Raw genomic sequence first — 22,185 nt, 5'->3', positions numbered from 1 at the left:
AAAGAATGGCACGTCAGGCCGCGCCCGCCAATCGCGCAGCCTCTTCCAGGTCCACGCTGACCAGACGGCTCACGCCCGGCTCGCGCATCGTCACGCCCGAGAGCTGATGCGCCGCCTCCATCGTCGCCTTGTTGTGGCTGACAAACAGGAACTGCACCTTCTCGCTCATCTCCTTGACCATCGTGGCCAGGCGACCGACGTTGGCCTCGTCCAATGGCGCATCCACCTCGTCCAGCAGACAGAACGGCGCGGGATTGAGCTGGAAGATGGCGAACACCAGCGCCACCGCGGTCATCGCCTTCTCGCCACCGGACAGCAGCGAAATGGACGACACGCGTTTGCCCGGCGGGCGCGCCATGATCGTCACCCCGGTATCGAGCAGATCCTCGCCGGTGAGTTCCAGATAGGCGTGACCGCCGCCGAACAGGCGCGGGTACAGCGCCTGCACCCCGGAATTGACCCGGTCGAAAGTGTCCTTGAAGCGGCCACGGGTTTCACGGTCGATCTTGCGGATGGCATCTTCCAGCGTTTCCAGCGCGGTGGTCAGATCCACGTTCTGCGCCTCCAGATACTCCGAGCGTTGCGAGGCCTCTCCGTACTCCTGGATTGCGGCAAGGTTGACCGGCTCCAACCGGCGCATGCGCGCATCGATCTGGTGCACCGCCTGCTCCCATTCGGACAGCTTCGCGTCGTCCGGCAAGGTGTTGAGGACGTCCTGCAACACGAAACCGGCTTTCTCCACCGCCGCGGAAAGCTGATCGGCGTTGAGCACCAGCGCCTGCTGGTCGAGCTTGCGCTGGGAGATACGCTCGCGCTGCGCCAGTGCCTGCTCGTCACGCTGATGCCGGGTCTGCTCCAGCGCCCGCAGTTCGGCATCAATGCTGTCCAGCTGCGCGCGCGCCTCGCCCAGCGCCCGATCGGCGCGGACCCGCTCGCCCAGCGCATTCTGATGCTCGGCCTCCAGCGCCAGCACCGGTGAATCGCCCTCGTCCAACTGCGAATGCAGCTCACCCAGGCGCGAATCCAGCTGTCCGCGCTGGTTGATCATCCGCTCCAGCGCGTGGCTCAGCGAGGTGACCTGTGCGCGTTGCGACTCCAGCGTCAGCGCCAGGGCGTGCATGCGCTCGCGCACGCTGCGCGCGGCATCGCGCGACAGATCACGCGCTTCGGTCAACCGCCGGCGCTCGCTTTCCAGCGCCTGGCGAGTGCCCTCCAGATCGCCCATGCTCGACAGCGCGTCCTCCAGTCGCATACGCGCCTCGCCGGCCTGTTCGCGGCTGGCCTCGAGTGTTTCCAGCAGCTGCGACAGCTCGCTTTCAATGCGGTCGATCCGGCTGCGCGCCGAATCCAGCTTGCCCTGCTGGCTCTGCAGTTGTCCGGCCAGCTCCGACGCGCTGCGATGCGCCTGATACAGCGCACGCTGCGCCTCTTCCCGATGCTGTTCGGCGGCAAGTGACTGCTCGCGGAAGCCTGCCAGCAGCTGCTCCAGCTGCGCCTCGCGCTCCTGCAGCATTTCAATCTGCTCGCGCAGGCTGACGATCTCGCGCTCGCGCAGCAGTGCGCCCTGCTTGGCCGCGCCCGAGCGCGAAACGCGCACCCAGCCGTCGCCCAACCGCTCACCGCCACGGGTGATGACAGAATCGCTCTCGCCCAGCTGGCGCTGCAGCGCAGTGGCCTGGGCCAGATCTTCGGCCCCATGCAGCCGCGCCAACAGGCGGCGGATGGCCAGCGGCCCCTGCACCTTGGCCGCGAGCGAAGTCGGGGCGAAATCGGCCGCTTCCGTGGCCGCGGACACCAGCGCGATGCGGCCTTCGCCCAACTCCCCCAGCGCGTCGACCAGCGCCTCGGGGGAATCCACCAGCACCCCTTCGATCAGCTGCCCCAACGCGCTTTCAACCGCGTTTTCCCAGCCGCTTTCCACGGTGAGGCGCTCGCCGACACGCACCGCCGAATCCAGCCCGCGCGCCTTCAGCCACGCCACCGCTGCCCCCTGCTCCTGACCGAGCGCGGCCTGCTGCAGGGTTTCCAGCGAAGACAGCCGCCCGCGTGCGCTTTGCGCCTGCTTGCGCACCTCGGCCAGTTCGGACTGGCTGGTGCGCTGCTGTTCCTGCAGGTCGGCCACCGCCCTCTTGCGTTCTTCGACCTGCTCGTTCAGTTCGTCCAGCGCCGCCTTCTGCGTTTCGTGCTGCAGTTGCAGCTGCTCGAACGCGTCGGCCAGCACTTCCAGATCCAGCCCGGCCCGCTCGGAAAGCAGCGCCTCACGCCGCCGTTCGGCTTCCAGGATCTGCCGCTCCAGATAGTCCACGCGGGTGCGTTCGACTTCGCCCGAGCGGGTCGCCTCGGAGGTATTGCGGTTGTGGGCCTCCCAGCGCTGCTGCCAGTCGGCCAGTTTCGCTTCGGCCTCGCGCAACGCTTCCTGGCGCAATTCGTTGTCTTCCTGCAATTGCTCCAGCTGCGGCTCCGCGCTGTCCACCGCTTCGCGCAGCACCATCAGCTTGGCCTCGTCGCCACTGATGTGCTGCCCCAGTTCGGCCAGCGCATGCTGCGCTTCATCGCGTGCCTTGTGCAGACGCTGGGACATTTCCCGCTGATGCTGGATCTGCTGCTCCAGCCGCGCCAGGGTGCTGCCGACCTGATAGAACTCGGCCTGCGCGCGACTGAGCAGGTCCGCCGCTTCCTCGCGCTGCACGCGGCCGGTTTCGATCCGTGCCTCGGCCTCGCGCTGTTCGGCGATCAGCTGTTGCAGCCTGGTTTCCTCGCGCGACAACGCCTCGCGCAAACCGCCCAGGCGCCCATCCAGGCCGCGGTATTCCAGCGCCTTCCATTCGGCATCCTTGACCCGACGCTCTTCCTGCAGCGCCTGGTACTGCTCGGCCTGGCGCGCCTGGCGCTTGAGGTGCTCGAGCTGCTTGCTGATCTCATCGCGCAGGTCGTTGAGGCGATCAAGGTTCTCGCGCGTGTGGCGGATACGGGTTTCGGTTTCCTTGCGGCGCTCCTTGTACTTGGAGATGCCCGCCGCCTCCTCCAGGAACACGCGCAGGTCCTCCGGACGCGCCTCGATGATCTTGCTGATCATCCCCTGCTCGATGATCGAATAGCTGCGTGGCCCCAGACCGGTCCCCAGGAACAGGTCGGTGATATCGCGCCGCCGGCACTTGGTGCCATTGAGGTAGTAGTTGCTGCTGCCGTCGCGGCTGACCGTGCGCTTGACCGAGATTTCGTTGAACGAGGCGTACTCGCCGGAAATCGTATGGTCGGTGTTGTCGAAGATCAGCTCCACCGTCGCCTGTGACACCGGCTTGCGCCCTGCCGAACCGGAGAAGATCACGTCGGTCAACGAGTCGCCCCGCAGGCGGCTGGCCGAACTTTCACCCATCACCCAGCGCACGGCGTCGATGATGTTGGACTTGCCACAGCCGTTGGGCCCCACCACACCGGTCATGTTGGTGGGCAGGTGCAGGGTCGTGGGGTCGACGAACGACTTGAAACCGGAAAGCTTGATCGTGGATAGACGCATGGAGTCAGACTGTTTCCTGGCGCCGGAAGCCGCTGGCCAATACCGCAGGGAAGATTCCGGAAGGTTCCTTTTCCGCTCTCAAGTCGTTGATATTTTCAGGAATTCAACGCCACGAGCACGGCACTGGGGACTGAGTATAACGACACCTCGCGCTGCGGGCGCCGGGCTCACCCCGGAAAAAGAAACGGGCGCCTTTCGGCGCCCGTTCCTCTTGCACATAGGCAGCGCAGATCAGGCGTCGGCTTCGACGATGACCTTGACGGTGGCTTCCACGTCGGCGTGCAGCTTGACGGTGACGTCGTACTGGCCCACGGCACGGAAGGCGCCTTCGCCCATGATCACTTCGCTCTTGCTCAGCTCCAGGCCGGCAGCGGTGAAGGCTTCGGCGATATCACGCGGGCCGACCGAGCCGTACAGCTTGCCTTCGGTCGAAGCATGCGCACCGATGGTGACACTTGCGCCTTCCAGCTTCTCGGCGCGAGCCTGTGCGCCGGCGTGCGAGGCCTGGGCCTTGGCTTCGTACTCGGCACGCTTGGCTTCGAACTCGGCAACGTTGGCCTCGGTGGCCGGCACGGCCTTGCCCTGCGGCACGAGGAAGTTGCGGCCGTAGCCCGGCTTCACGTCAACCAGGTCGCCCAGGCCGCCGAGGTTGGTCACTTTCTGCAGAAGAATCAGCTTCATGATGTTGCTCCGTTATTCGTTAGCGGCGCCAGAGGGCCCCGCAACGCTTGCTGTCCGAATAGGACGGGTGGGAAAACGGATGCCCTGAGGCATCCGTCATCCGTTCTACGTTTGATTTCCGCACGCAACCGCGCAGATCAGACCGGAAAATCCGGAATCAGACGTCGTGGTTGTCCGTATACGGGATCAGAGCCAGGAAACGGGCGCGCTTGACGGCCGTGGCCAGCTGGCGCTGGTACTTGGACTTGGTACCGGTGACGCGGCTCGGCACGATCTTGCCGTTCTCGGTCAGGTACTGGCGCAGGGTGTTGAGATCCTTGTAGTCGATCTCCTTCACACCTTCAGCCGTGAACTTGCAGAACTTGCGGCGACGGAAGAACTTGGACATGGTGGCGCTCCTTATTCAGCAGAAGCGGCGTCTTCGCCGGCTTCTTCATTGGTGGAAGTGGCACCCTCTTCGTCGTCGCGACGACGACGCTCGCCACGCTCGGGCTTGTCACCCTTCTCGTCCTTGCTCTTCATGATCAGCGACTGCTCGGTGTCAGCCTCGTCACGCTTGATGACCAGGTTGCGCAGCACGGCGTCGTTGAAGCGGAAGCTTTCGGTCAGTTCGTTCAGAACCGACTGGTCGGCTTCGATGTTCATCAGAACATAGTGGGCCTTGACCAGATTCTGGATCGGATAAGCCAGCTGACGACGGCCCCAGTCTTCCAGACGGTGGATGGTGCCATTGCCGTTCTCGACCAGCGCCTTGTAGCGCTCGATCATGGCCGGAACCTGTTCGCTCTGGTCCGGGTGGACCAGGAACACGACTTCGTAATGACGACTCATGTTTTTCTACCTTTCGGATGTGGCCCGTATGGGCCGGACAGCCCCCCGCGTTGAATCGAGGTGGGGCAAGGAACCTGCACCAGGAGGCGCAGGAAGCCGCGAATTATGGCAGCTGCGACCAGCGGCCGCAAGGAAAGCGGCTCCGGCGCAGGAAGCGGCGCCCGCGCCCGGCATTGCTACGGCCCCGGACACCGCGGGCGATGCTGGTCTCAGGCCTTGTCGGCGTCAGTGGTGAAGCTCTCGCCGCACCCGCATTCAGCCGCGGCATTGGGATTCCTGAAGGTGAAGGTCTCGCTCAGCCCCTGCTTGCCGAAGTCGATTTCGGTGCCATCCACCAGCGCCAGGCTATCGGCGTCGACATAGATGCGGACCCCGTCCTGCTCGAACACCGTATCGTCTTCGCGCTGCTCCCGGGCCAGATCGGTGACATGCCCCCAGCCAGAGCAACCGGTGCGGGTCACACCGAAACGCAGCCCCAGTGCTCCCGGCGTGGAGGCGACAAAGCGCTGTACACGGGAATGGGCGACGGGGGTCAGATGAACAGCCATGATGGGACGACTCCAGCAGAATTACGTTCCGATTATAGGTGTGGGCGGCCGCCACGGACCGCAAGCGTGGATAAATGCCTCGCCTGCCCGCAGTACAGCCGCTAAAATCTCGCATTCACAGATCGAGTCGATCAACAGAGGATTCAAGTCATGACGGTGGTCAGCGTTGCACACGCCCTTGCCGGGAAATTCCCGGAAGGCGGAGAAGTCACGGTTCGGGGATGGGTGCGCACGGTGCGCGGCTCGGCTGGACTGGCCTTCGTCAACGTCAGCGATGGCTCGGGCTTCGCTCCGATCCAGGTCGTGGCCACCGATGCCCTGACCAACTTCGAGGACATCAGGAAGCTGACCCCGGGCTGCTCGGTGATCGCCACCGGCACCCTGGTGAAGTCGCAGGGCAAGGGCCAGAGCTTCGAGATCCAGGGCCAGAGCCTGGAGATTGTCGGCTGGGTGGAAGATCCGCTGACCTACCCGATCCAGCCCAAGCCGATGTCGCCGGAGTTCCTGCGCGAAGTGGCGCATCTGCGTCCGCGCACCAATCTGTTCGGCGCCGTCACCCGCATCCGCGACTGCCTGTCCAAGGCCGTGCACCGTTACTTCCACGAGAACGGCTTCTACTGGATCAGCACCCCGATCATCACCACCTCCGACGCCGAAGGCGCCGGTCAGATGTTCCGGGTCTCCACCCTGGACATGAGCAACCTGCCGCGCACCGGTGACGGCGGGATCGACTTCAGCCGCGACTTCTTCGGCAAGGAGACCTTCCTGACCGTGTCCGGCCAGCTTAACGTCGAGGCCTACGCGTTGGCCCTGAGCAAGGTCTACACCTTCGGTCCGACCTTCCGCGCCGAGAACAGCCACACCACCCGCCATCTGGCCGAGTTCTGGATGGTGGAGCCGGAGATCGCCTTCGCCGATCTGGCCGAGAACGCGCGCGTGGCCGAGGAGTTCCTCAAGTACCTGTTCCGCGCGGTGCTCGACGAGCGCGCCGACGACATGGCCTTCATCGCCGAGCGCGTTCAGAAGGACGCGATCACCCGCCTGGAAGCCTTCGTCAACGCGCCGTTCGAGCGCATCGAGTACACCGACGCGATCGCGCTGCTGCAGAAGTCGGGCAAGAAGTTCGACTACCCGGTCGAATGGGGCCTGGACCTGCAGACCGAACACGAGCGCTGGCTGACCGAGGAGCATGTCGGTCGCCCGGTGGTGGTGACCAACTATCCCGAGCACTTCAAGGCCTTCTACATGCGCCTGAACGATGACGGCAAGACCGTCGCGGCGATGGACGTGCTGGCCCCGGGCATCGGCGAGATCATCGGCGGCAGCCAGCGCGAGGAGCGCCTGAACGTGCTCGACGCGCGCATGGCGCAGTTCGGCCTGGATCCGGAGCACTACCAGTGGTACCGCGATTTCCGCCGCTATGGCTCGGTGCCGCACGCCGGCTTCGGCCTGGGCTTCGAGCGTCTGGTGGTATACGTCTGCGGCCTGAGCAACATCCGCGACGCGATCCCCTACCCGCGCGCGCCGGGCTCGGCGGAGTTCTGATCCAGTGACAGGGAGGCGTCTGCGGTGACCTTGTTCTTCGCGTTGTGCTTCATCGGCGTGGCCATTGCCGGCTTCAGCGCCTTCCTGATTTTCTGGCCGCTGACCCTGATCCATATCCGCGACCGGCATCCGGCGCTGGCGACCGAATTCGGCGCCGGCGCTTTCCTCAAACCCGACAGCCTGCGCTGGCTGCTGGCCCGCGACTTCTCCCGCATCCCGGACCGTTCCCTGTCCGGACTGGCAGCCCCGGCGCGCCTCGCGCTGCTGGTGATGTTCGGCGGGCTGGGCATGGCGCTGCTGCTGTGGCTTTTTTCCCAGGTAATGACATGAACGATTCGGACAACGCGACCGACCAGTGGTGGCTGGCGCAACTGGGCAACACCCTGATCTGGGCGCGCCTGCGCATCCGTCCGGCCGGCACCGCCGAGGTGCTGGACAGCGACGGCAATACGCTCAGCTACGACAGCGAGGACACCGCCCGCGCACAGCTGCTCGATGCCGAGTTTGTCGCCTTTGACGGCATCGACGAGGAGGATGCACTGCAGCGCGGCTTCTCGCTGCACGAGATCCAGCCACCGCACGCGGACAATGACGACGCGTTGCAGGGCCGCATGGTCCAGCTGCTTGGCATGCGGGCCTGACCCCACGGATGTTCACTCCGGCCGCTTTCGCCGAGACGGATCTGCAGTGGCTGGACCGGCTGCTGGCACGCGACCCGTTCGTGACGCTGCTCACCACCGGCGAAGACGGCCTGCCCGAGCTGACCCGGCTGCCGGTGCTGTATCGGCGCCAAGACCAGCAGATCGAGCTGCGCGGGCACTGGGCGCGTCCCAATCCGCAAGCCCGGCAACGCACCCCCGCCAAAGTCCTGGTGGACGGGCCGCACGGCTATGTCTCGGCCAGCTGGTATCCGGACAAGGAAAGCGCCGCGCGCGTTCCGACCTGGAACTACGCGGCGGCCGAGCTGCGCGGACAACTGCACTCCTTCACCGATGAAGACGCGCTTGCCGCACTGCTGGTCGATATCAGCGACCACTTTGAGGCGGACGTGGGCCAGCAGTGGCGGTTCGAGCCACAGCGCGAGGACCATCGCCGTCAAGTGCGCGGCATCGTCGGATTCCGCTTCGTGGTCGAGCAGGTCCAGCTCAAACTAAAACTGGGCCAGAACCATCCACCCGCCAACCAGCAGGCCGTGATACACGCGCTGCAGGCGCTGTCCACGCCACGCGCACAGGAGCTGGCCGACTGGATGACGCTCCACCGCGCATCGCGCGACACGCCACAATGACGCGGCGCAGCCTCCATTTCCCGCGACGACGCCGTTTCCATGACGGCGACGCCCTCCCCCTCCAGATCGCAAGGGAAGCATGACCATGAAAGACATCCGCAAACTGCTGCAGAACAACAGTGATTGGGCCGACCGGATCGAGCGCGAAGATCCGGAATTCTTCCAGCAGCTGTCCAAACAGCAGAACCCCGAATACCTGTGGATCGGCTGCTCCGATTCACGCGTGCCGGCCAACCAGATCATCGGCATGGCGCCGGGTGAGATCTTCGTGCACCGCAACGTCGCCAACGTGGTGGTGCATACCGACCTGAACTGCCTGAGCGTGATCCAGTACGCGGTGGACCAGCTGAAGATCAAGCACATCCTGATCGTTGGCCATTACGGTTGCGGCGGCGTGCACGCGGCACTGAACCAGGTGCGCGTCGGCCTAGCCGACAACTGGCTGCGACATGTCGGCGATGTCGCGCAGAAGCATGACGATATCCTCTCGCAGATCGACGACCCGGATCTGCGCCATGCGCGCCTGTGCGAGTTGAACGTGATCGAGCAGGTGGTCAACGCCTGCCGCTCGACCATCGTCCAGGACGCCTGGGCGCGCGGCCAGAAGCTGATGGTGCACGGCTGGGTCTACAGTCTGCGCGACGGCCGGGTCAGCGAGATGGGCATCGACGTGGGCGCCCCGGAAGATCTGCAGCCGGCCTACGAGAGGGCCCTGTCGTTCGTGCCGCGCAAGGGCAAACGCCACTGACCTCCCACCCCCTGCTGTGGCCGCTGATGCCGCGGCAGGGGCAGGCCCGTTTCCCGCCACAGGCTCCCCCGCATGCTGCCACTCCCCCTCAATCTGCACGCCTGGATCGATGAGCATCGCCACCTGCTGAAGCCGCCGGTGGGCAACAAGATGATCGAGAACGGCGATTTCATCGTGATGGTGGTCGGCGGCCCCAACAGCCGCAGCGACTACCACTGGGATGAAGGCCCGGAGTGGTTCTACCAGCTCGAGGGCGAGATGGTGCTGCGCGTGCAGGAAGACGGCGCGGTGCGGGAGATTCCCATCCGCGCCGGCGAGATCTTTCTGCTACCGCCGCGGGTGCCGCACTCGCCGCAGCGCATGCCCGGCTCGATCGGCCTGGTGGTCGAGCGCAAGCGTCTGGACCACGAGCTCGACGGCTTCATGTGGTTCTGCCCGCACTGCAACCACAAGCTCTATGAGGAGTTCTTCCACCTGAAGAACATCGAGACCGACCTGCCCAAGGTATTCGACCGGTTCCATTCCTCGCTGGAACACCGCAGCTGCCAGCGCTGCGGCACCGTGCATCCGTTACCGGCACCGGCCTCGCCCGAAATCTGAGCGCACCTTCCGTGCGGTTCGCACGGCGCCCCGGCCATCGCCCGGCACCATCTGCCGCGCCACTGCCGGCATCCGCAACAGGCAACCGGCAACCGTGCCGGGACAGGTACACTTCGGGCTCATTCTCGCCACCTGCGTACCGATGAACGAAACCCTGTCCCCGGCCCACGCCACCGCCTTGGATGCCGCCGATCCGCTGCGCCACCTGCGCAGCCAGTTCCTGATTCCGCAGCACCAGTCCGCCGACCAGACCTACTTCGTCGGCAACTCGCTGGGCCTGCAGCCCAAGGGCGCCAAGGCGATGGTGCAGGAAGTGATGGACCTGTGGTCCAGCATCGCGGTGGAAGGCCATTTCACCGGCCCCACGCACTGGATGGGCTATCACCGCCTGGTGCGCGATTCGCTCGCGCGCGTGGTGGGCGCACAGCCCGGCGAAGTGGTCGCGATGAACACGCTGAGCGTGAACCTGCATCTGATGATGGTCAGCTTCTACCGCCCGACCCTTGAGCGCCCTGCGATCCTGATGGAAGCCGGTGCGTTCCCCACCGACCGTCATGCGGTCGAGGCGCAGATCCGTTTCCACGGTTTCAATCCGGCCACCGATCTGATCGAAGTGCAGCCGGACGAGCCCAACGGCACGATCTCGATGCAGGCCATCGAGCGGGCGCTGGGCGAACACGACCGCCGCGTGGCGCTGGTGCTGTGGCCCGGTGTGCAGTATCGCAGCGGACAGGTGTTCGATCTGGCCGCGATCACCCGGCTGGCGCGTGCGCACGGCGCCAATATCGGCTTCGATCTGGCCCATTCGGTCGGCAACGTGCCGCTGGCGCTGCATGACATCGCCCCGGATTTCGCCGTGTGGTGCCACTACAAGTACCTCAACGCCGGCCCCGGCGCGGTCGCCGGCGCCTTCGTGCACGAACGCCACGCGCGCGACACCTCGCTGCCGCGCTTTGCCGGCTGGTGGGGCCATGAGCAGGCCACGCGCTTCCAGATGGCGCCGGAGTTCGTCCCCGAAGTCGGCGCCGAAGGCTGGCAGCTGAGCAATCCGCCCGTGCTGGGGCTAGCGCCGCTGCGCGCCTCGCTGGCGCTGTTCGACGAGGCCGGTATGCCGGCCCTGCGCGAGAAGTCGCTCAAGCTCACCGGCTATCTGGAAACGATGGTGCGCGCGCGTCTGGACGGCGTGCTGCAGATCATCACCCCGACCGAGCCGGAGCGTCACGGCTGCCAGCTGTCGCTGCGCGTGGCCGGCGGACGCGAACAGGGCCGCTCGCTGTTCGAGTACCTGCAGTCGGTCGGCGTGCTCGGCGACTGGCGCGAGCCGGACGTGATCCGCATCTCGCCCACCCCGATGTACAACCGCTACCGCGATGTCTACCGTTTCATCGAAGAAGTGGAAACCTGGGCCGGTGTATGACCCGACGGAACCCCACGACTTGACCACTACCGCCCCACGCGGCCTCACCATCATCGGCGCCGGTCTGGCCGGCTCCCTGCTCGCCATCCTGCTGGCCCGCCAGGGCTGGCGCATCACCGTGTACGAGCGCCGCGGCGATCCGCGCATCGCCGACTACGAGTCCGGTCGCTCGATCAACCTGGCATTGGCCGAACGCGGCCGCAATGCGCTGCGCCAGGCCGGCGTGGAAGAGGCGGTCATGGCCAAGGCGGTGATGATGCGTGGACGCATGGTGCATCCGCGTCACGGCACGCCGGAGTTGCAGCGCTACGGCCGTGATGACAGCGAGGTGATCTGGTCGGTACACCGTGCCGAACTTAACGTCACCCTGCTGCAGCTGGCCGAAGCGGCCGGCGCGCGGTTCCACTTCCACCGTCGCCTGCACACCGTGGATTTCGATGCCGGCTACGCCCGCTTTATCGACGACCGCGACGATTCCCCCCACGACACCCACTTCGACACACCGCTGGTCGGCGCCGATGGCGCCGGCTCGGCGCTGCGTGCGGCGATGAACCGCAAGTCGCCGCTGGGCGAGCGCACCGAGTTCCTCGACCACTCCTATAAGGAGCTGGAAATCCCGCCGCATGCCGACGGCCGCTTCCAGATCGAAGCCAATGCGCTGCATATCTGGCCGCGCGGACGCTATATGTGCATCGCCCTGCCCAATGACGAAGGCACCTTCACCGTCACCCTGTTCCTGCCCAACGACGGTGAGCCCAGCTTCGCCAACGTGCGCAGCGGCGCCGAGGCGCAGGCGTTGTTCGAGCGCGAGTTCGCCGACGCGGTGCCGCTGATTCCGGATCTGCGCCGCGACTGGGAACAGCACCCGCCCGGCCTGCTCGGCACCCTGTACCTGGATCGCTGGCATCAGGGCGGCAAAGCGGTGCTGATCGGCGATGCAGCCCATGCCATGGTGCCGTTCCACGGCCAGGGTATGAACTGCGCGTTCGAGGACTGCGTGTTCCTGGCCGACGCGCTGGCCGCCAACGCCGATCCCGCACAGGCCTTCGCCCTGTTCGAGCGCGAACGCAAGCCCAACGCCGCGGCGATCCAGCAGATGGCGCTGGACAACTACATCGAGATGCGCGACCAGGTGGCCGATCCTGCCTTCCTGCTGCAACGCGAACTGGAACAGGCGCTGCAGGCGCGCTGGCCCACCCGCTTCGTGCCGCATTACACGATGGTCACCTTCCTGCACACGCCCTATGCCGTGGCGCTGGAACGCACCCGCATCCAGCAGCGCATCCTGGCCGAGGCCACCGCCGGCCACACCACGCTGGCGCGGATGGACTGGGCCGCACTGGAACGGATCGTCCACGCGCAGCTGCCGGTACTGGCAGGGGCGCACTGATGGCCTGTCCCTGCACCGTTCCGCACGCGGATGAACGATGCCGTCACCACGGCTGACGCACGCCACTAGCCGCCGGTAAAGACCCCCATGCCCGACACTTTCCTCTTCTACGACCTCGAAACCTTCGGCCAGGACCCGCGCCGTACCCGCATCGCCCAGTTCGCGGCGGTGCGCACCAACGTCGAGCTGGACGTGGTCGACGAGCCGGTCAGCTTCTACGTCAAGCCGGCCGACGACCTGCTGCCCTCGCCCATCGCCACGCTGATCACCGGCATCACCCCGCAGCATGCCCTGGCCGAAGGCGTCAGCGAGGCCGAGGCCTTCGCCCGGATCAGCGACCTGATGGCACGGCCGCAGACCTGCACGCTGGGCTACAACACGTTGCGCTTTGACGACGAGTTCGTCCGCTACGGGCTGTTCCGCAACTTCTTTGATCCCTACGAGCGCGAGTGGCGCGGCGGCAACTCGCGCTGGGACCTGCTGGACATGCTGCGGCTGGTACACGCACTGCGCCCGGAGGGCATCCAGTGGCCGCAGCGCGAGGATGGCGCCACCTCGTTCAAGCTCGAACACCTAGCCATCGCCAACGATGTCCGCGAAGGCGACGCGCACGAGGCGCTGTCCGACGTCTACGCCACCATCGGCATGGCGCGCCGCTTCAAACAGGCCCAGCCGCGCATGTGGGACTACGCGCTGAAGCTGCGCGACAAGCGCTTCGTTGGCAGCCTGCTGGACGTGGTGGCGATGAACCCCGTGCTGCACATCTCCATGCGCTACCCGGCCAGCCGGCTGTGCGCCGCGCCGGTGCTGCCACTGACCCGCCATCCGCACATCAGCAACCGGGTGATCGTGTTCGATCTGGAAGGTGACGTGCAGCAGCTGCTGGACCTGTCGGCCGAGGAGATTGCCGCGCGCCTGTACACCCGCGCCGCCGATCTGCCCGAAGGCCAGCAGCGGGTGCCGTTGAAGGAAGTGCATCTGAACAAGGTGCCGGCGCTGGTGGCCTGGAACCACCTGCGCGCGCCCGACTTCGAGCGCCTGGCTATCGATCCGGCCGCCATCGCGGCCAAGGTCGAACAGCTGCGCGCGCTCGGCCCGGAACTGGCCGAGAAGGTGCGCTGCGTGTTCGCCGGCGAGCGCGCGGCCGGCCCGGTCGATGCCGACGCCTCGCTCTACGACGGCTTCCTGGCCGAGGGTGACAAGGCGCTGATGCCCAAGGTGCGCACCGCTCCGCCCGAAGCGCTGGCCGAACTGGAAGGCCGCTTCCGCGATCCACGCCTGCCCGAGCTGCTGTTCCGCTATCGCGCCCGCAACCACCCGCAGACGCTGCATGGTGAAGACCGCGCCCGTTGGGACGACTACCGCCGCCTGCGCCTGTTCGATGAAGCCGCCCGCCTGGGCGAGCAGACCCTGCCGCAGCACTTCGCGCAGATCGAGCAGCTGCGCGCCGAATACCACGACCACCCCGAGCACCTCGCCCTGCTGGAGCATCTGCAGCACTGGGGCCAGCACCTGCAGCAATCGCTATGACCGCCTATTTTTCCGATGCCAGTTTCAAATTCCTGCGTGGGCTGGCCGCGCACAACGACAAGACCTGGTTCAACGACCACAAGGCGCAGTACGAAGCGCACGTGCGCCAGCCGTTCCTGCGCCTGATCGCCGACCTGCAGCCGGATATCGAGGCGATCAGCCCGCATTTCCGCGCCGATTCGCGCACCGTGGGCGGCTCGCTGTACCGCATCCAGCGCGACGCGCGCTTCTCCCACGACAAATCGCCCTACAAGACCTGGCAGGGCGCGCGCTTCTATCACGAGCGCCGCCGCCTGCAGATCGTGCCGCTGTTCTACCTGCACCTGCAGCCGGACAACTGCTTCCTCGGCGGCGGCCTGTGGCACCCGGAGCCGGAAAGCATGCGCAAGGTGCGGCAGTTCATTTTCGACAATCCGGCCAGCTGGGAACGCGCCGTACGCGATCCGGCCATCGTCCGCCGCTTTGCGATGGAAACCGACGAGAAGCTGCAGCGGCCGCCGCGCGGCTACCCGGCCGACCACCCGCACATCGAAGATCTGAAACAGCGCAACTGGGTGTATTCGCGCCCGCTGACCGATGCCCAGATGTGCAGCCCGCAGCTGCGCCAGACCCTGGTCAAGGACTACGCCACGCTGGCACCGTTCATCGATTACCTGTGCGCGGCGCTGGATCTGGAGTTCTGAGCGGAACCGGCTTCACACCACCTGCCGCACTTTGCGGCACGCTTGCCGGTATCACCCGACAGGAGGATGCCGCCATGACCGCCATCCATCACCAGCTCTGGATCGATGCCCCCCTGTCCACCGTCTACGCCGGACTGGCCACCGCCGAGGGACTGGGCCAGTGGTGGATCGCGCACCAGCAATCGGTGATCGACGGCGACACCCTCCTCAGCCACAACCCCGGCGGCGGTCATGGCGTGGTCGCGATGAAGGTGCTGGAGACCCTCCCCGGGCAACGGGTGCGCTGGGAGGTGATCAGCCACCACCCCCGCCAGAGCCCCGCCTCGGCCTGGTCCGGTACCGAGATCCGTTTCGAGCTCTCCCGCCGCGCCAGCCCCGGCGCCTGGCGCGGCCTGCCCCACGAAGGCGAACCGATGACCGTGCTGGAGTTCCACCACCTCGGCTGGGACCCGCACAGCGAATACCTCGGCTTCTGCAGCCAGGCCTGGGCCGAAACCCTGGTCCTGCTGCGCCGCTGGGCCGAAGCCCGCACCCCGGGCCATCACTGAGCCGCCCCCTGCCGCGGGTCCCGGAAGTGGGCACCGCATGACCGCGCCGGTGCCTGCGACACTTGGTCGCACGCTTTCATATCAATGACATAGCGCTCTTTCGGGGTTGGATGCGGCCGGCGCCGGTGAATCGGCTGCGGGCACTGGACTAGACTTTCCATGTGAACCGTTCATCCACCCTGTTCCGATTTATCGGCCGGCTTGGCTTGCTCGCCGGGCTGCTGATGGCGCTCGCGCCGTCGGCCAGCAGGGTGTTGTCCGGTACCGGGCCGCAGGTACTGCCCGGCTGGACGGAACTTTGCACCTCCACCGGCATGCACTGGGTAGACACCGGCGCGCCATCCCCCTCGCAGACGCCGTTTTCCGAGGGTCCCCATGCGGCGATGGGAGAGGACTGTTCCTATTGCCGTCTGGTCGATCTGCTCCTGCCGGTCATCCTGTTCCTGGGCTTGGTGCTGCCGCGTGCTGCGGCTGCCCGGCTGACGGGGCAGCCTGATCCGCCGCTGCGCCTGTGGCAGAACCTGCGCGGCCTGGGCAGCCGGGGTCCTCCCGTCCTCCTCTGATCCACAAGCGGTATTCCTGCGCGACGCCCCGGGTGTCGCCTCACTTGTGTTTTGGAGTTCCCATGTCCCATCCAGTCCGCCCGGCGCCGCGCGCGTCGTGGCTGTCCCTTGCCATTGCCTCGGCCCTGGCCTCGCCGTTCGGTGTACAGGCCGCCGCGCCTGATCCGGTCGATTTTGAGGCCGTGGTCGTGACCGCGTCCCCCGTCTCCCCACTGACCTATGAAACAGACCCGAAACTGCCCCGCCAGCCGGTGCCCGCCAGTGATGGCGCCGACTACCTGAAAACCATTCCCGGCTTCAGTGCCGTGCGCAACGGCGGCACCAATGGCGATCCGGTATTGCGCGGCATGTTCGGTTCGCGGCTGAACCTGCTGACCAACGACGGCAGCATGCCGGGGGCGTGCCCGGCCCGGATGGACAATCCGATGTCCTATGTCTCGCCCGAGACCTACGACAGGCTGGTCGTCATCAAGGGCCCGCAGACGGTGCGCTGGGGGCCGGGCGCGTCCGCGGGCACGGTGCGCTTTGAACGGCGGACCCCGCGCTTCGACACGCCCGGTATCGATCTGACCGGAAGCCTGCTCGGTGGTTCGTTCGGCCGCAACGACCAGGTGCTCGATGCCACCGCGGGTATGCCGGTGGGCTATGCCCGGCTCAGCGCCAACCGTTCCGAGTCGGACGACTACAGGGACGGTTCCGGCGACGTCGTGCCCTCGTCATGGAAGAAGTGGAACACCGACCTCGCTCTGGGCTGGACGCCCGACGCTGACACGCTGCTGGAGTTCAATGCCGGCGTTGGCGACGGCAGCGCCCGCTACGCCGGGCGGGGCATGGACGGCGCGCAGTTCAAGCGCCAGAGCTACAGCCTGCGGTTCGAGAAGTCCAACCTGCCCGGCAGCCTGGAGCGCGTGGAAGCCAGTGTGTTCGCCAACTATGCCGACCACGTGATGGACAACTACACCCTGCGCACGCCAAACCCGATGAGCTCGATGCCGATGCCGATGGTCGCCCAGGTGGACCGCAGGACCCTGGGCGGACGCAACGCCTGGACCTGGGCAACCGGGGGACTGGAGCTGACAGCGGGCATCGATGGGCAACAGAGCCGGCACCGCGAACGTGGCGGCATGGGACGCAACGCCCACCTCGCGATGCCGTGGGTGACCGATGCGAACTTCCAGAACGCTGGTCTGTTTGCCGAGGCGACATGGACGCTCTCCGCCGCCCGGCGTCTGGTGTCGGGCGCCCGCGCGGACCGCGCCGAAGTGACCGACAAGCGGACGGTCGCAGGGATGATGGGTAGGCCCAATCCCACCGCCGGCCTCCGCCGCAAGGAGACGCTGCCGGCCGCCTTCATGCGGTTCGAACAGGACACCACCTCCACGCGGGGGACCTGGTACGCCGGCCTTGGCCACACCGCGCGCATGCCCGACTACTGGGAGCTGTTCTCGCCCGACCGGGGGCCGATGGGCGCGGTGAATGCCTTCGCCGGCATCCACCCGGAAAAGACCACGCAGCTGGATGTCGGCCTGCAGTACCGTGCCCCGACGTTCGATGCGTGGGTATCGGCGTATGCCGGCCGCATCCAGGACTACATCATCTTCGCGTACATGGAGGGCGGAATGATGGGAATGATGTCCTCGGCCGCCAACGTGGATGCGGACATCCGCGGCGGCGAGGCCGGTGTCGAGTTCCGCCCCGCACCCCACTGGAAGCTGGGCGGCACGCTGGCCTACGCCTGGGGCGAGAACCGTGCCTCGGGTGATGCATTGCCGCAGATGCCGCCACTGGAGGCCCGCCTGAGCGCCGGCTACGACAACCGGCGCTGGAATGCCGGCGTCCTGGTTCGCGCCGTGTCCAGGCAGACGCGCGTGGCACTCAACCAGGGCACGGTGGTCGGACGCGATATCGGTCCCAGTGCGGGGTTTGCGACACTGGCGCTCAATGGTGGCTATCGCTTCACCGACCGCGTGCAGCTGACCGCCGGTGTCGACAATCTGTTCGACCGGGCCTACAGCGAACACCTGAATCTGTCGGGCAGTGCCGACTTCGGCTATCCGGCCGATCCGCTGAGGTTCAACGAGCCTGGCCGTTCCGCGTGGGTGAAGCTCAACGTGGACTACTGACTGGAGCGGGTGCCTGCCTGGACGGCAGGCACCCGTGTCCGTGGACGTGGCGGTCAGGTCCGCCCACGGGTTGAGCTCACCCACCCGCTGCCGCCAGACCGCGCAATGCCGGGGCATGACGCCCACCCCGCCTGCCGGGCCGATGCGAGGGCATGGCCGTTGTCCTTGCACAAGCCGGCCGTGGTGTGGAGTGCCGACGCCACGGCCCCGCCATCAGGATCAACATGAGGTGGGGTTGCGCCTGATGGCCGGCTGGACGCCACGCAGCTCAGATGGCGGTGAATGCGGAGCGTCGGCGGCGTGGCCGACTGCAGGTTGGGCCACCCCACCCCGAGCAGCTCTCTCGACGGAGCGCTTCAGGCTTTGCCGCCGTGGTGCGGATATCCGGCCAGCGGCGCGGGCCTCAGACACCTTGGCCGGAAACCGCCAGCGACCGGCAGCGCCTCGGCCAGGATCGCTAGCTGAGCAGACGCGCCACGATGGACGCTGCCACGCACCACGACACGATCCATAGCGCCGAAACCCGCCGGGTGGTCAGCAGGGCAAATCCGATCAGCGCGATGACGAAATCGGCCACGCCGTGTACGCCTTCGGTCCAGACCGGGGTGTAGAACGCCGCGATGAGCAGCCCCACCACCGCGGCATTGATACCGGCTATGCCACGGGTGGCCCAACGGCGCCGCGCCAGGTGCTCCCACAGCGGCAACACCGCCAGCAACAGCAGGATGCCGGGCAGAAACACGGCCAGCAGCGCAAGCGTCGCGCTGGCTGCGGCGGGCCAGCCCACCGGCACTTCGGCGCCCACAAAGGCCGCCAGGGAGAACATCGGCCCGGGCATCGCCTGCGCCGCTCCGTAGCCGGCAAGGAAGGTGTCCGGATGCACCCAGCCGGTGTCGACCACCGCCGGCTGCAGCAGGGAAAGCACGACGTGACCACCGCCGAAGACCAGTGCCCCCGCCTTGTAGAACGCGGCAGCCAACGCCGCTGCGGTGGGGGCGTCGGCGGCAGGCCACATCAACGCGCCCGCCAGGCCGGCCAGGAAGACGAGCAGAAACGCGACGCCACCGCGGCGGCCATAGCGCACCGGGAAAGCGGCAGACAGGGGTGCATTCACCTGCCGGCAGAAGCACCATCCCAGCATGGCGCCCAGGGCTATGGCGCCCAATTGTGCCCATGCACTTCCGGTGGACACGATCAGCACGGCCGCCCCCGCAGCGATGAGGACTCGCGGCGCATCCGGGGCCAGTTGCCGGATCATGCCCAGCAGACCGTGTGCGACCACGACCACGGCGACCAGCTTCAGGCCGTGCACTGCGGCGGTCCCCACGCCTTGTCCGACATGGGGCGCTATCAGCGCGAATCCGAACATCAGCAGGGCCGACGGCAGGGTGAACGCCACGAAGGCGGCCAGCGCCCCCGCCCAGCCACCACGGAACAGGCCGATCGCGAAGCACATCTGACTGCTGGCCGGTCCCGGCAGAAACTGGCACACGGACAGCAATTGTGCGAAGTGGGCGTCATCCAGCCAGCCGCGCAGCCTGACAAATTCCTCGCGGAAATAGGCCAGATGGGCAATGGGACCGCCAAACGAGGTCAGCCCCAGGCGCAGAAAGATGCGGAAAACCTCGCCTGCGCTGCCCGGTGACGGTGGAGTCTGGGGGGAAGTGTTGGACAACGGCGTCTCGCACAGGCCACTTGCGTTGCGCAATGCTACCAGCGCCTCTCCAGTTGAAGACGGCCCGCCTTCGGCAACGCCCCGGCACCCACCGCCTTCACCAGCAAGCGCCGGATCCACCGGACCAGGCGGCGCGGGCCCTACCCGCCCGGCGTCTTTGCCCGGCCGTGCGATGCCGGTTGATGAATCCCAGCCAGCCTGCCGAGCCGGAAGGCCCCCATCACCGGGGACACAAGTGAATCAGCCACGCCAATCAGAGCCCGGTCTCCGCCGGGCCTTGCACCGGGATCCGCTTCGACCTCTCCCGCCGCGCCAGCCCCGGTGCCTGGTACACAAGGGCGAACCGATGACCGTGCTGCAGTTCCACTGCCTCGGCTGGGACCCGCGCAGCGAATACCTCGGCTTCTGCGGCCAGGCCTGGACCGAAACGCTGGTGTTGCTGCGGCGCTGGGCTGAAGCCCGCAGCTCGCAGCCCGGGACATCACTGAACCTCGTGCACATGTAGGTTGTGCCAGCACATTGCAGATGCAGGTCCGCTTCTGTTGTCGAACTGTCTTAGTCTTCGAAAGAATCAGAGTTTTAAAACGACTCTGACCCGTTTTTTGCCGACCCGTTTTTTGCCACCGTGACGGGGTTGGGCCGAGCGAGCGTGGGACCGATCCACTGTGCCGCCGAACTTATTTCAGTCGGCCAGTGGAACCCAAAAGCCTTTCCACTCTCGTACGGTCTTCCTTGAGAGGCTGATGGCTACTGGCGTGTATCGCTTCTGAAAGCGCTGACCTTCTCATTGCACGATCTGGCGGGTGTGCGCATTGGGGTACGCCTTGTCCAGCGCCGCATCCAGCTCCTCTTGGGTCGTCCGCGACAACACGCCAGTGTCCTTGAGTGCTCGTTCGACTCGGGCAAGCGTGGCCTTGGCCGTTTCGATGTCTGCACGGAACTTGCTCGGGTTGTTTCCCGAATAGTTCTCCCACTTCTCGCGCAAGCTTGCCAAGTCTTGAACGTCCTGGGCGTGGTCGTTCAGGGTGTAGTCGGTCATCTTCGTTCGGGCAGGGTGCGCGGCCAAGAGCATGCCCAAATCGAGCCAGCCTGGCCAGCCGTCGGCGGATGGCGCCGCGGATTCTTCGATGGCAGCATTTGACTGTCGACAGGGAGGGTGAGCGTGGCAAAAGCGAAGGAACAGCCAAGCCCGCCGGATGCGCACTTGGAAGCGATCGTGTTGCAAGCCCAGGCCATCACGGAGGCCTGGGCCAAGCGGCACGAGTTTTGGGAAGACTCCACTCACAAGAATCCATTGGTGCACTACGACACGGAACCTGGGGAGGGTGTGTCGATCCTGACGCTGTGCTCCGATGGCATGCCGGCGCGATGCCTGAACGAGGGAACCAGAGAGGCCGATGAACTGGGGGAAGAGTTGGCGCAGATAGGTCTCTACCTCGAACTGGACGATGCAGTCACTGCCAACTACTACCTCATCGACTACGAGTCAGCGCTGCAGAAGCAGTTCGACCAATGGGCCCAATGGCAGTGGACTTGCCGTCTGATCGAAGCGGACACGGCAGACGTGTCGGGGGACATCTACCGACACTTTGCGGAACACCCGGACGATCTTTACCGGCTTCCTCACCGCGACTTCGAAGAACTGATCAGCAGCGTTTTCACTGCGCGGGGGTGGAAAACACAGATCGGCCCCGGTACGGCCGATGAGGGCGTGGATGTCCGGATGTGGCTTCAGTCTCCGTTGGGCGATGCACTGACCTTGGTCCAAGCCCGGCGATACGCAAAGCACCGGCCGATTGGGCTGGAGGCCGTCGCCGCATTGGAAGCGCACAGCCTGCGTGAAGAGGCGTCTGGGCTGTTTGTGACCACCTCCCGGTATCGGCGAGTGGCCCAGCGCTTTGCCAGCCGAAACAAGAAGCTCCTGCTGGCGGATTCGTCGGACGTGACGACCTGGTGCCACGAGGCGTCTGTTGCAGTGCAGAGCGCGAAGGCAAAGGCACTAGCCCTTGAGTCGGTTGATCGCCTGCTGGCGGAGATAAGGGCGGCGGGCACGCACCCGGCTCTGGTGTGCTGCCTCAAGCGTTATCCGTCGTTCTGTCTGGTGCTGCGGGAGACTCCGAGCGGTGCGCTGCTTTTGCCCATCCCATCGGAGGCGACGTCGAGCGACGGGCAGGCCGGATTCGTCTTGCCCGTATTGGATGGGCGCCTGAACTACCAAACGCCAGACCGGGGGGTGTTCCGCGCCATTCGCACGGAGCGAAATGGCGACGTGAGCTACTGGGGAAGGGGAGATCTCTACAGCCATTGGGCAGGGGAAGCCTTGGGCTTCGACTTCTGGGACTGATGGCGTCGGCGCCATCATTAGTCGGTCCGGTGTCACCGGTCTTAGCCACTTGAAGCGTAAAGCGGGCTTTACGTTGAGGCCACGTAGGAATGCTCTTGTAAGCATCGGAGGTGATCAGATGATGTCCGCTTCTGACCTATTCCGTTGAAAAACT

Annotated in this window: 22 protein-coding genes; 15 read left to right on the top strand and 7 right to left on the bottom strand. The window is 66.1% G+C overall.

What is annotated here, in order from left to right:
* Positions 1-13: 13 nt before the first annotated feature.
* From smc to ARC78_RS09340, 5 genes are all read right to left on the bottom strand, one after another.
* A complete protein-coding gene (gene smc, locus ARC78_RS09360; protein ID WP_057506166.1) occupies positions 14-3,517 on the bottom strand; it encodes a chromosome segregation protein SMC in 3,504 nt (1,167 codons plus the stop codon).
* A 231-nt stretch (positions 3,518-3,748) separates the two neighbouring features.
* Positions 3,749-4,198, bottom strand: coding sequence for a 50S ribosomal protein L9 (gene rplI / locus ARC78_RS09355; protein ID WP_054658583.1), 450 nt, complete (start codon positions 4,196-4,198; stop codon positions 3,749-3,751).
* Between the two features lie 157 nt (positions 4,199-4,355).
* Positions 4,356-4,586: a 30S ribosomal protein S18 gene (gene rpsR / locus ARC78_RS09350; protein ID WP_002804494.1), complete on the bottom strand. Its 231-nt coding sequence runs from the start codon at positions 4,584-4,586 to the stop codon at positions 4,356-4,358.
* A gap of 11 nt (positions 4,587-4,597) precedes the next feature.
* Positions 4,598-5,029, bottom strand: coding sequence for a 30S ribosomal protein S6 (rpsF, locus tag ARC78_RS09345; RefSeq protein ID WP_054658585.1), 432 nt, complete (start codon positions 5,027-5,029; stop codon positions 4,598-4,600).
* 209 nt (positions 5,030-5,238) lie between these two features.
* Positions 5,239-5,577 carry a HesB/IscA family protein gene (locus tag ARC78_RS09340; RefSeq protein WP_054658587.1) on the bottom strand — a complete coding sequence of 113 codons (339 nt, stop codon included), beginning with the start codon at positions 5,575-5,577 and terminating at the stop codon, positions 5,239-5,241.
* Positions 5,578-5,727: 150 nt separating this feature from the next.
* Here ARC78_RS09340 and asnS point away from each other — a divergent pair, with 150 nt between their 5' ends.
* From asnS to ARC78_RS09275, 13 genes are all read left to right on the top strand, one after another.
* A complete protein-coding gene (gene asnS / locus ARC78_RS09335; protein ID WP_054658589.1) occupies positions 5,728-7,122 on the top strand; it encodes an asparagine--tRNA ligase in 1,395 nt (464 codons plus the stop codon).
* Between the two features lie 24 nt (positions 7,123-7,146).
* Positions 7,147-7,452, top strand: a complete 306-nt coding sequence (locus tag ARC78_RS09330) for a hypothetical protein (protein WP_054658591.1) — start codon at positions 7,147-7,149, stop codon at positions 7,450-7,452.
* Positions 7,449-7,763: a hypothetical protein gene (locus ARC78_RS09325; protein WP_054658593.1), complete on the top strand. Its 315-nt coding sequence runs from the start codon at positions 7,449-7,451 to the stop codon at positions 7,761-7,763. The genes ARC78_RS09330 and ARC78_RS09325 overlap by 4 nt, the downstream gene beginning before the upstream one ends.
* 8 nt (positions 7,764-7,771) lie before the next feature.
* Positions 7,772-8,410 carry an FMN-binding negative transcriptional regulator gene (locus ARC78_RS09320; protein WP_054658595.1) on the top strand — a complete coding sequence of 213 codons (639 nt, stop codon included), beginning with the start codon at positions 7,772-7,774 and terminating at the stop codon, positions 8,408-8,410.
* 85 nt (positions 8,411-8,495) lie between these two features.
* On the top strand, positions 8,496-9,158 hold the full coding sequence (gene can / locus ARC78_RS09315) for a carbonate dehydratase (protein ID WP_054658601.1): 663 nt from the start codon (positions 8,496-8,498) through the stop codon (positions 9,156-9,158).
* Between the two features lie 72 nt (positions 9,159-9,230).
* Positions 9,231-9,758 carry a 3-hydroxyanthranilate 3,4-dioxygenase gene (locus tag ARC78_RS09310; RefSeq protein WP_054658597.1) on the top strand — a complete coding sequence of 176 codons (528 nt, stop codon included), beginning with the start codon at positions 9,231-9,233 and terminating at the stop codon, positions 9,756-9,758.
* Positions 9,759-9,900: 142 nt separating this feature from the next.
* Positions 9,901-11,175 carry a kynureninase gene (gene kynU / locus ARC78_RS09305; RefSeq protein WP_057506165.1) on the top strand — a complete coding sequence of 425 codons (1,275 nt, stop codon included), beginning with the start codon at positions 9,901-9,903 and terminating at the stop codon, positions 11,173-11,175.
* A gap of 19 nt (positions 11,176-11,194) precedes the next feature.
* The gene (locus tag ARC78_RS09300) at positions 11,195-12,565 is read left to right on the top strand and encodes an FAD-dependent oxidoreductase (RefSeq protein ID WP_057506164.1); all 1,371 of its coding nucleotides are present in this window, start codon (positions 11,195-11,197) and stop codon (positions 12,563-12,565) included.
* A gap of 87 nt (positions 12,566-12,652) precedes the next feature.
* Positions 12,653-14,095 (top strand): exodeoxyribonuclease I, encoded by a 1,443-nt coding sequence (sbcB, locus tag ARC78_RS09295; RefSeq protein WP_054658210.1) that lies wholly within the window; start codon positions 12,653-12,655, stop codon positions 14,093-14,095.
* Positions 14,092-14,778: a DUF2461 domain-containing protein gene (locus ARC78_RS09290; RefSeq protein WP_054658208.1), complete on the top strand. Its 687-nt coding sequence runs from the start codon at positions 14,092-14,094 to the stop codon at positions 14,776-14,778. Before sbcB ends, ARC78_RS09290 begins: the two co-directional genes overlap by 4 nt.
* Before the next feature lie 74 nt (positions 14,779-14,852).
* Positions 14,853-15,326, top strand: a complete 474-nt coding sequence (locus ARC78_RS09285; protein ID WP_054658206.1) for an SRPBCC family protein — start codon at positions 14,853-14,855, stop codon at positions 15,324-15,326.
* A gap of 161 nt (positions 15,327-15,487) precedes the next feature.
* Positions 15,488-15,889: a DUF2946 family protein gene (locus ARC78_RS09280; protein WP_054658204.1), complete on the top strand. Its 402-nt coding sequence runs from the start codon at positions 15,488-15,490 to the stop codon at positions 15,887-15,889.
* Positions 15,890-15,951: 62 nt separating this feature from the next.
* Positions 15,952-18,012, top strand: coding sequence for a TonB-dependent copper receptor (locus tag ARC78_RS09275; RefSeq protein ID WP_057506163.1), 2,061 nt, complete (start codon positions 15,952-15,954; stop codon positions 18,010-18,012).
* 457 nt (positions 18,013-18,469) lie between these two features.
* On the opposite strand, the gene chrA is transcribed toward ARC78_RS09275, so the two are convergent.
* On the bottom strand, positions 18,470-19,687 hold the full coding sequence (chrA, locus tag ARC78_RS09270) for a chromate efflux transporter (protein WP_054658214.1): 1,218 nt from the start codon (positions 19,685-19,687) through the stop codon (positions 18,470-18,472).
* A gap of 346 nt (positions 19,688-20,033) precedes the next feature.
* On the opposite strand from chrA, the gene ARC78_RS16770 reads away from it, so the two are divergent.
* The gene (locus ARC78_RS16770) at positions 20,034-20,192 is read left to right on the top strand and encodes a hypothetical protein (RefSeq protein WP_157722792.1); all 159 of its coding nucleotides are present in this window, start codon (positions 20,034-20,036) and stop codon (positions 20,190-20,192) included.
* 279 nt (positions 20,193-20,471) lie between these two features.
* Here ARC78_RS16770 and ARC78_RS09265 read toward each other — a convergent pair whose 3' ends face one another.
* Positions 20,472-20,726: a hypothetical protein gene (locus tag ARC78_RS09265; RefSeq protein ID WP_145974309.1), complete on the bottom strand. Its 255-nt coding sequence runs from the start codon at positions 20,724-20,726 to the stop codon at positions 20,472-20,474.
* 123 nt (positions 20,727-20,849) lie between these two features.
* Here ARC78_RS09265 and ARC78_RS09260 point away from each other — a divergent pair, with 123 nt between their 5' ends.
* A complete protein-coding gene (locus ARC78_RS09260; RefSeq protein ID WP_145974308.1) occupies positions 20,850-22,031 on the top strand; it encodes a restriction endonuclease in 1,182 nt (393 codons plus the stop codon).
* Positions 22,032-22,185: the final 154 nt, after the last annotated feature.

This window comes from Stenotrophomonas pictorum JCM 9942 (assembly GCF_001431585.1).
In the GTDB taxonomy this organism is placed as follows: domain Bacteria; phylum Pseudomonadota; class Gammaproteobacteria; order Xanthomonadales; family Xanthomonadaceae; genus Stenotrophomonas; species Stenotrophomonas pictorum.
The sequence above is the reverse complement of the archived record's forward strand: the minus strand, read 5'-3'. Positions and strand labels throughout refer to the sequence as shown.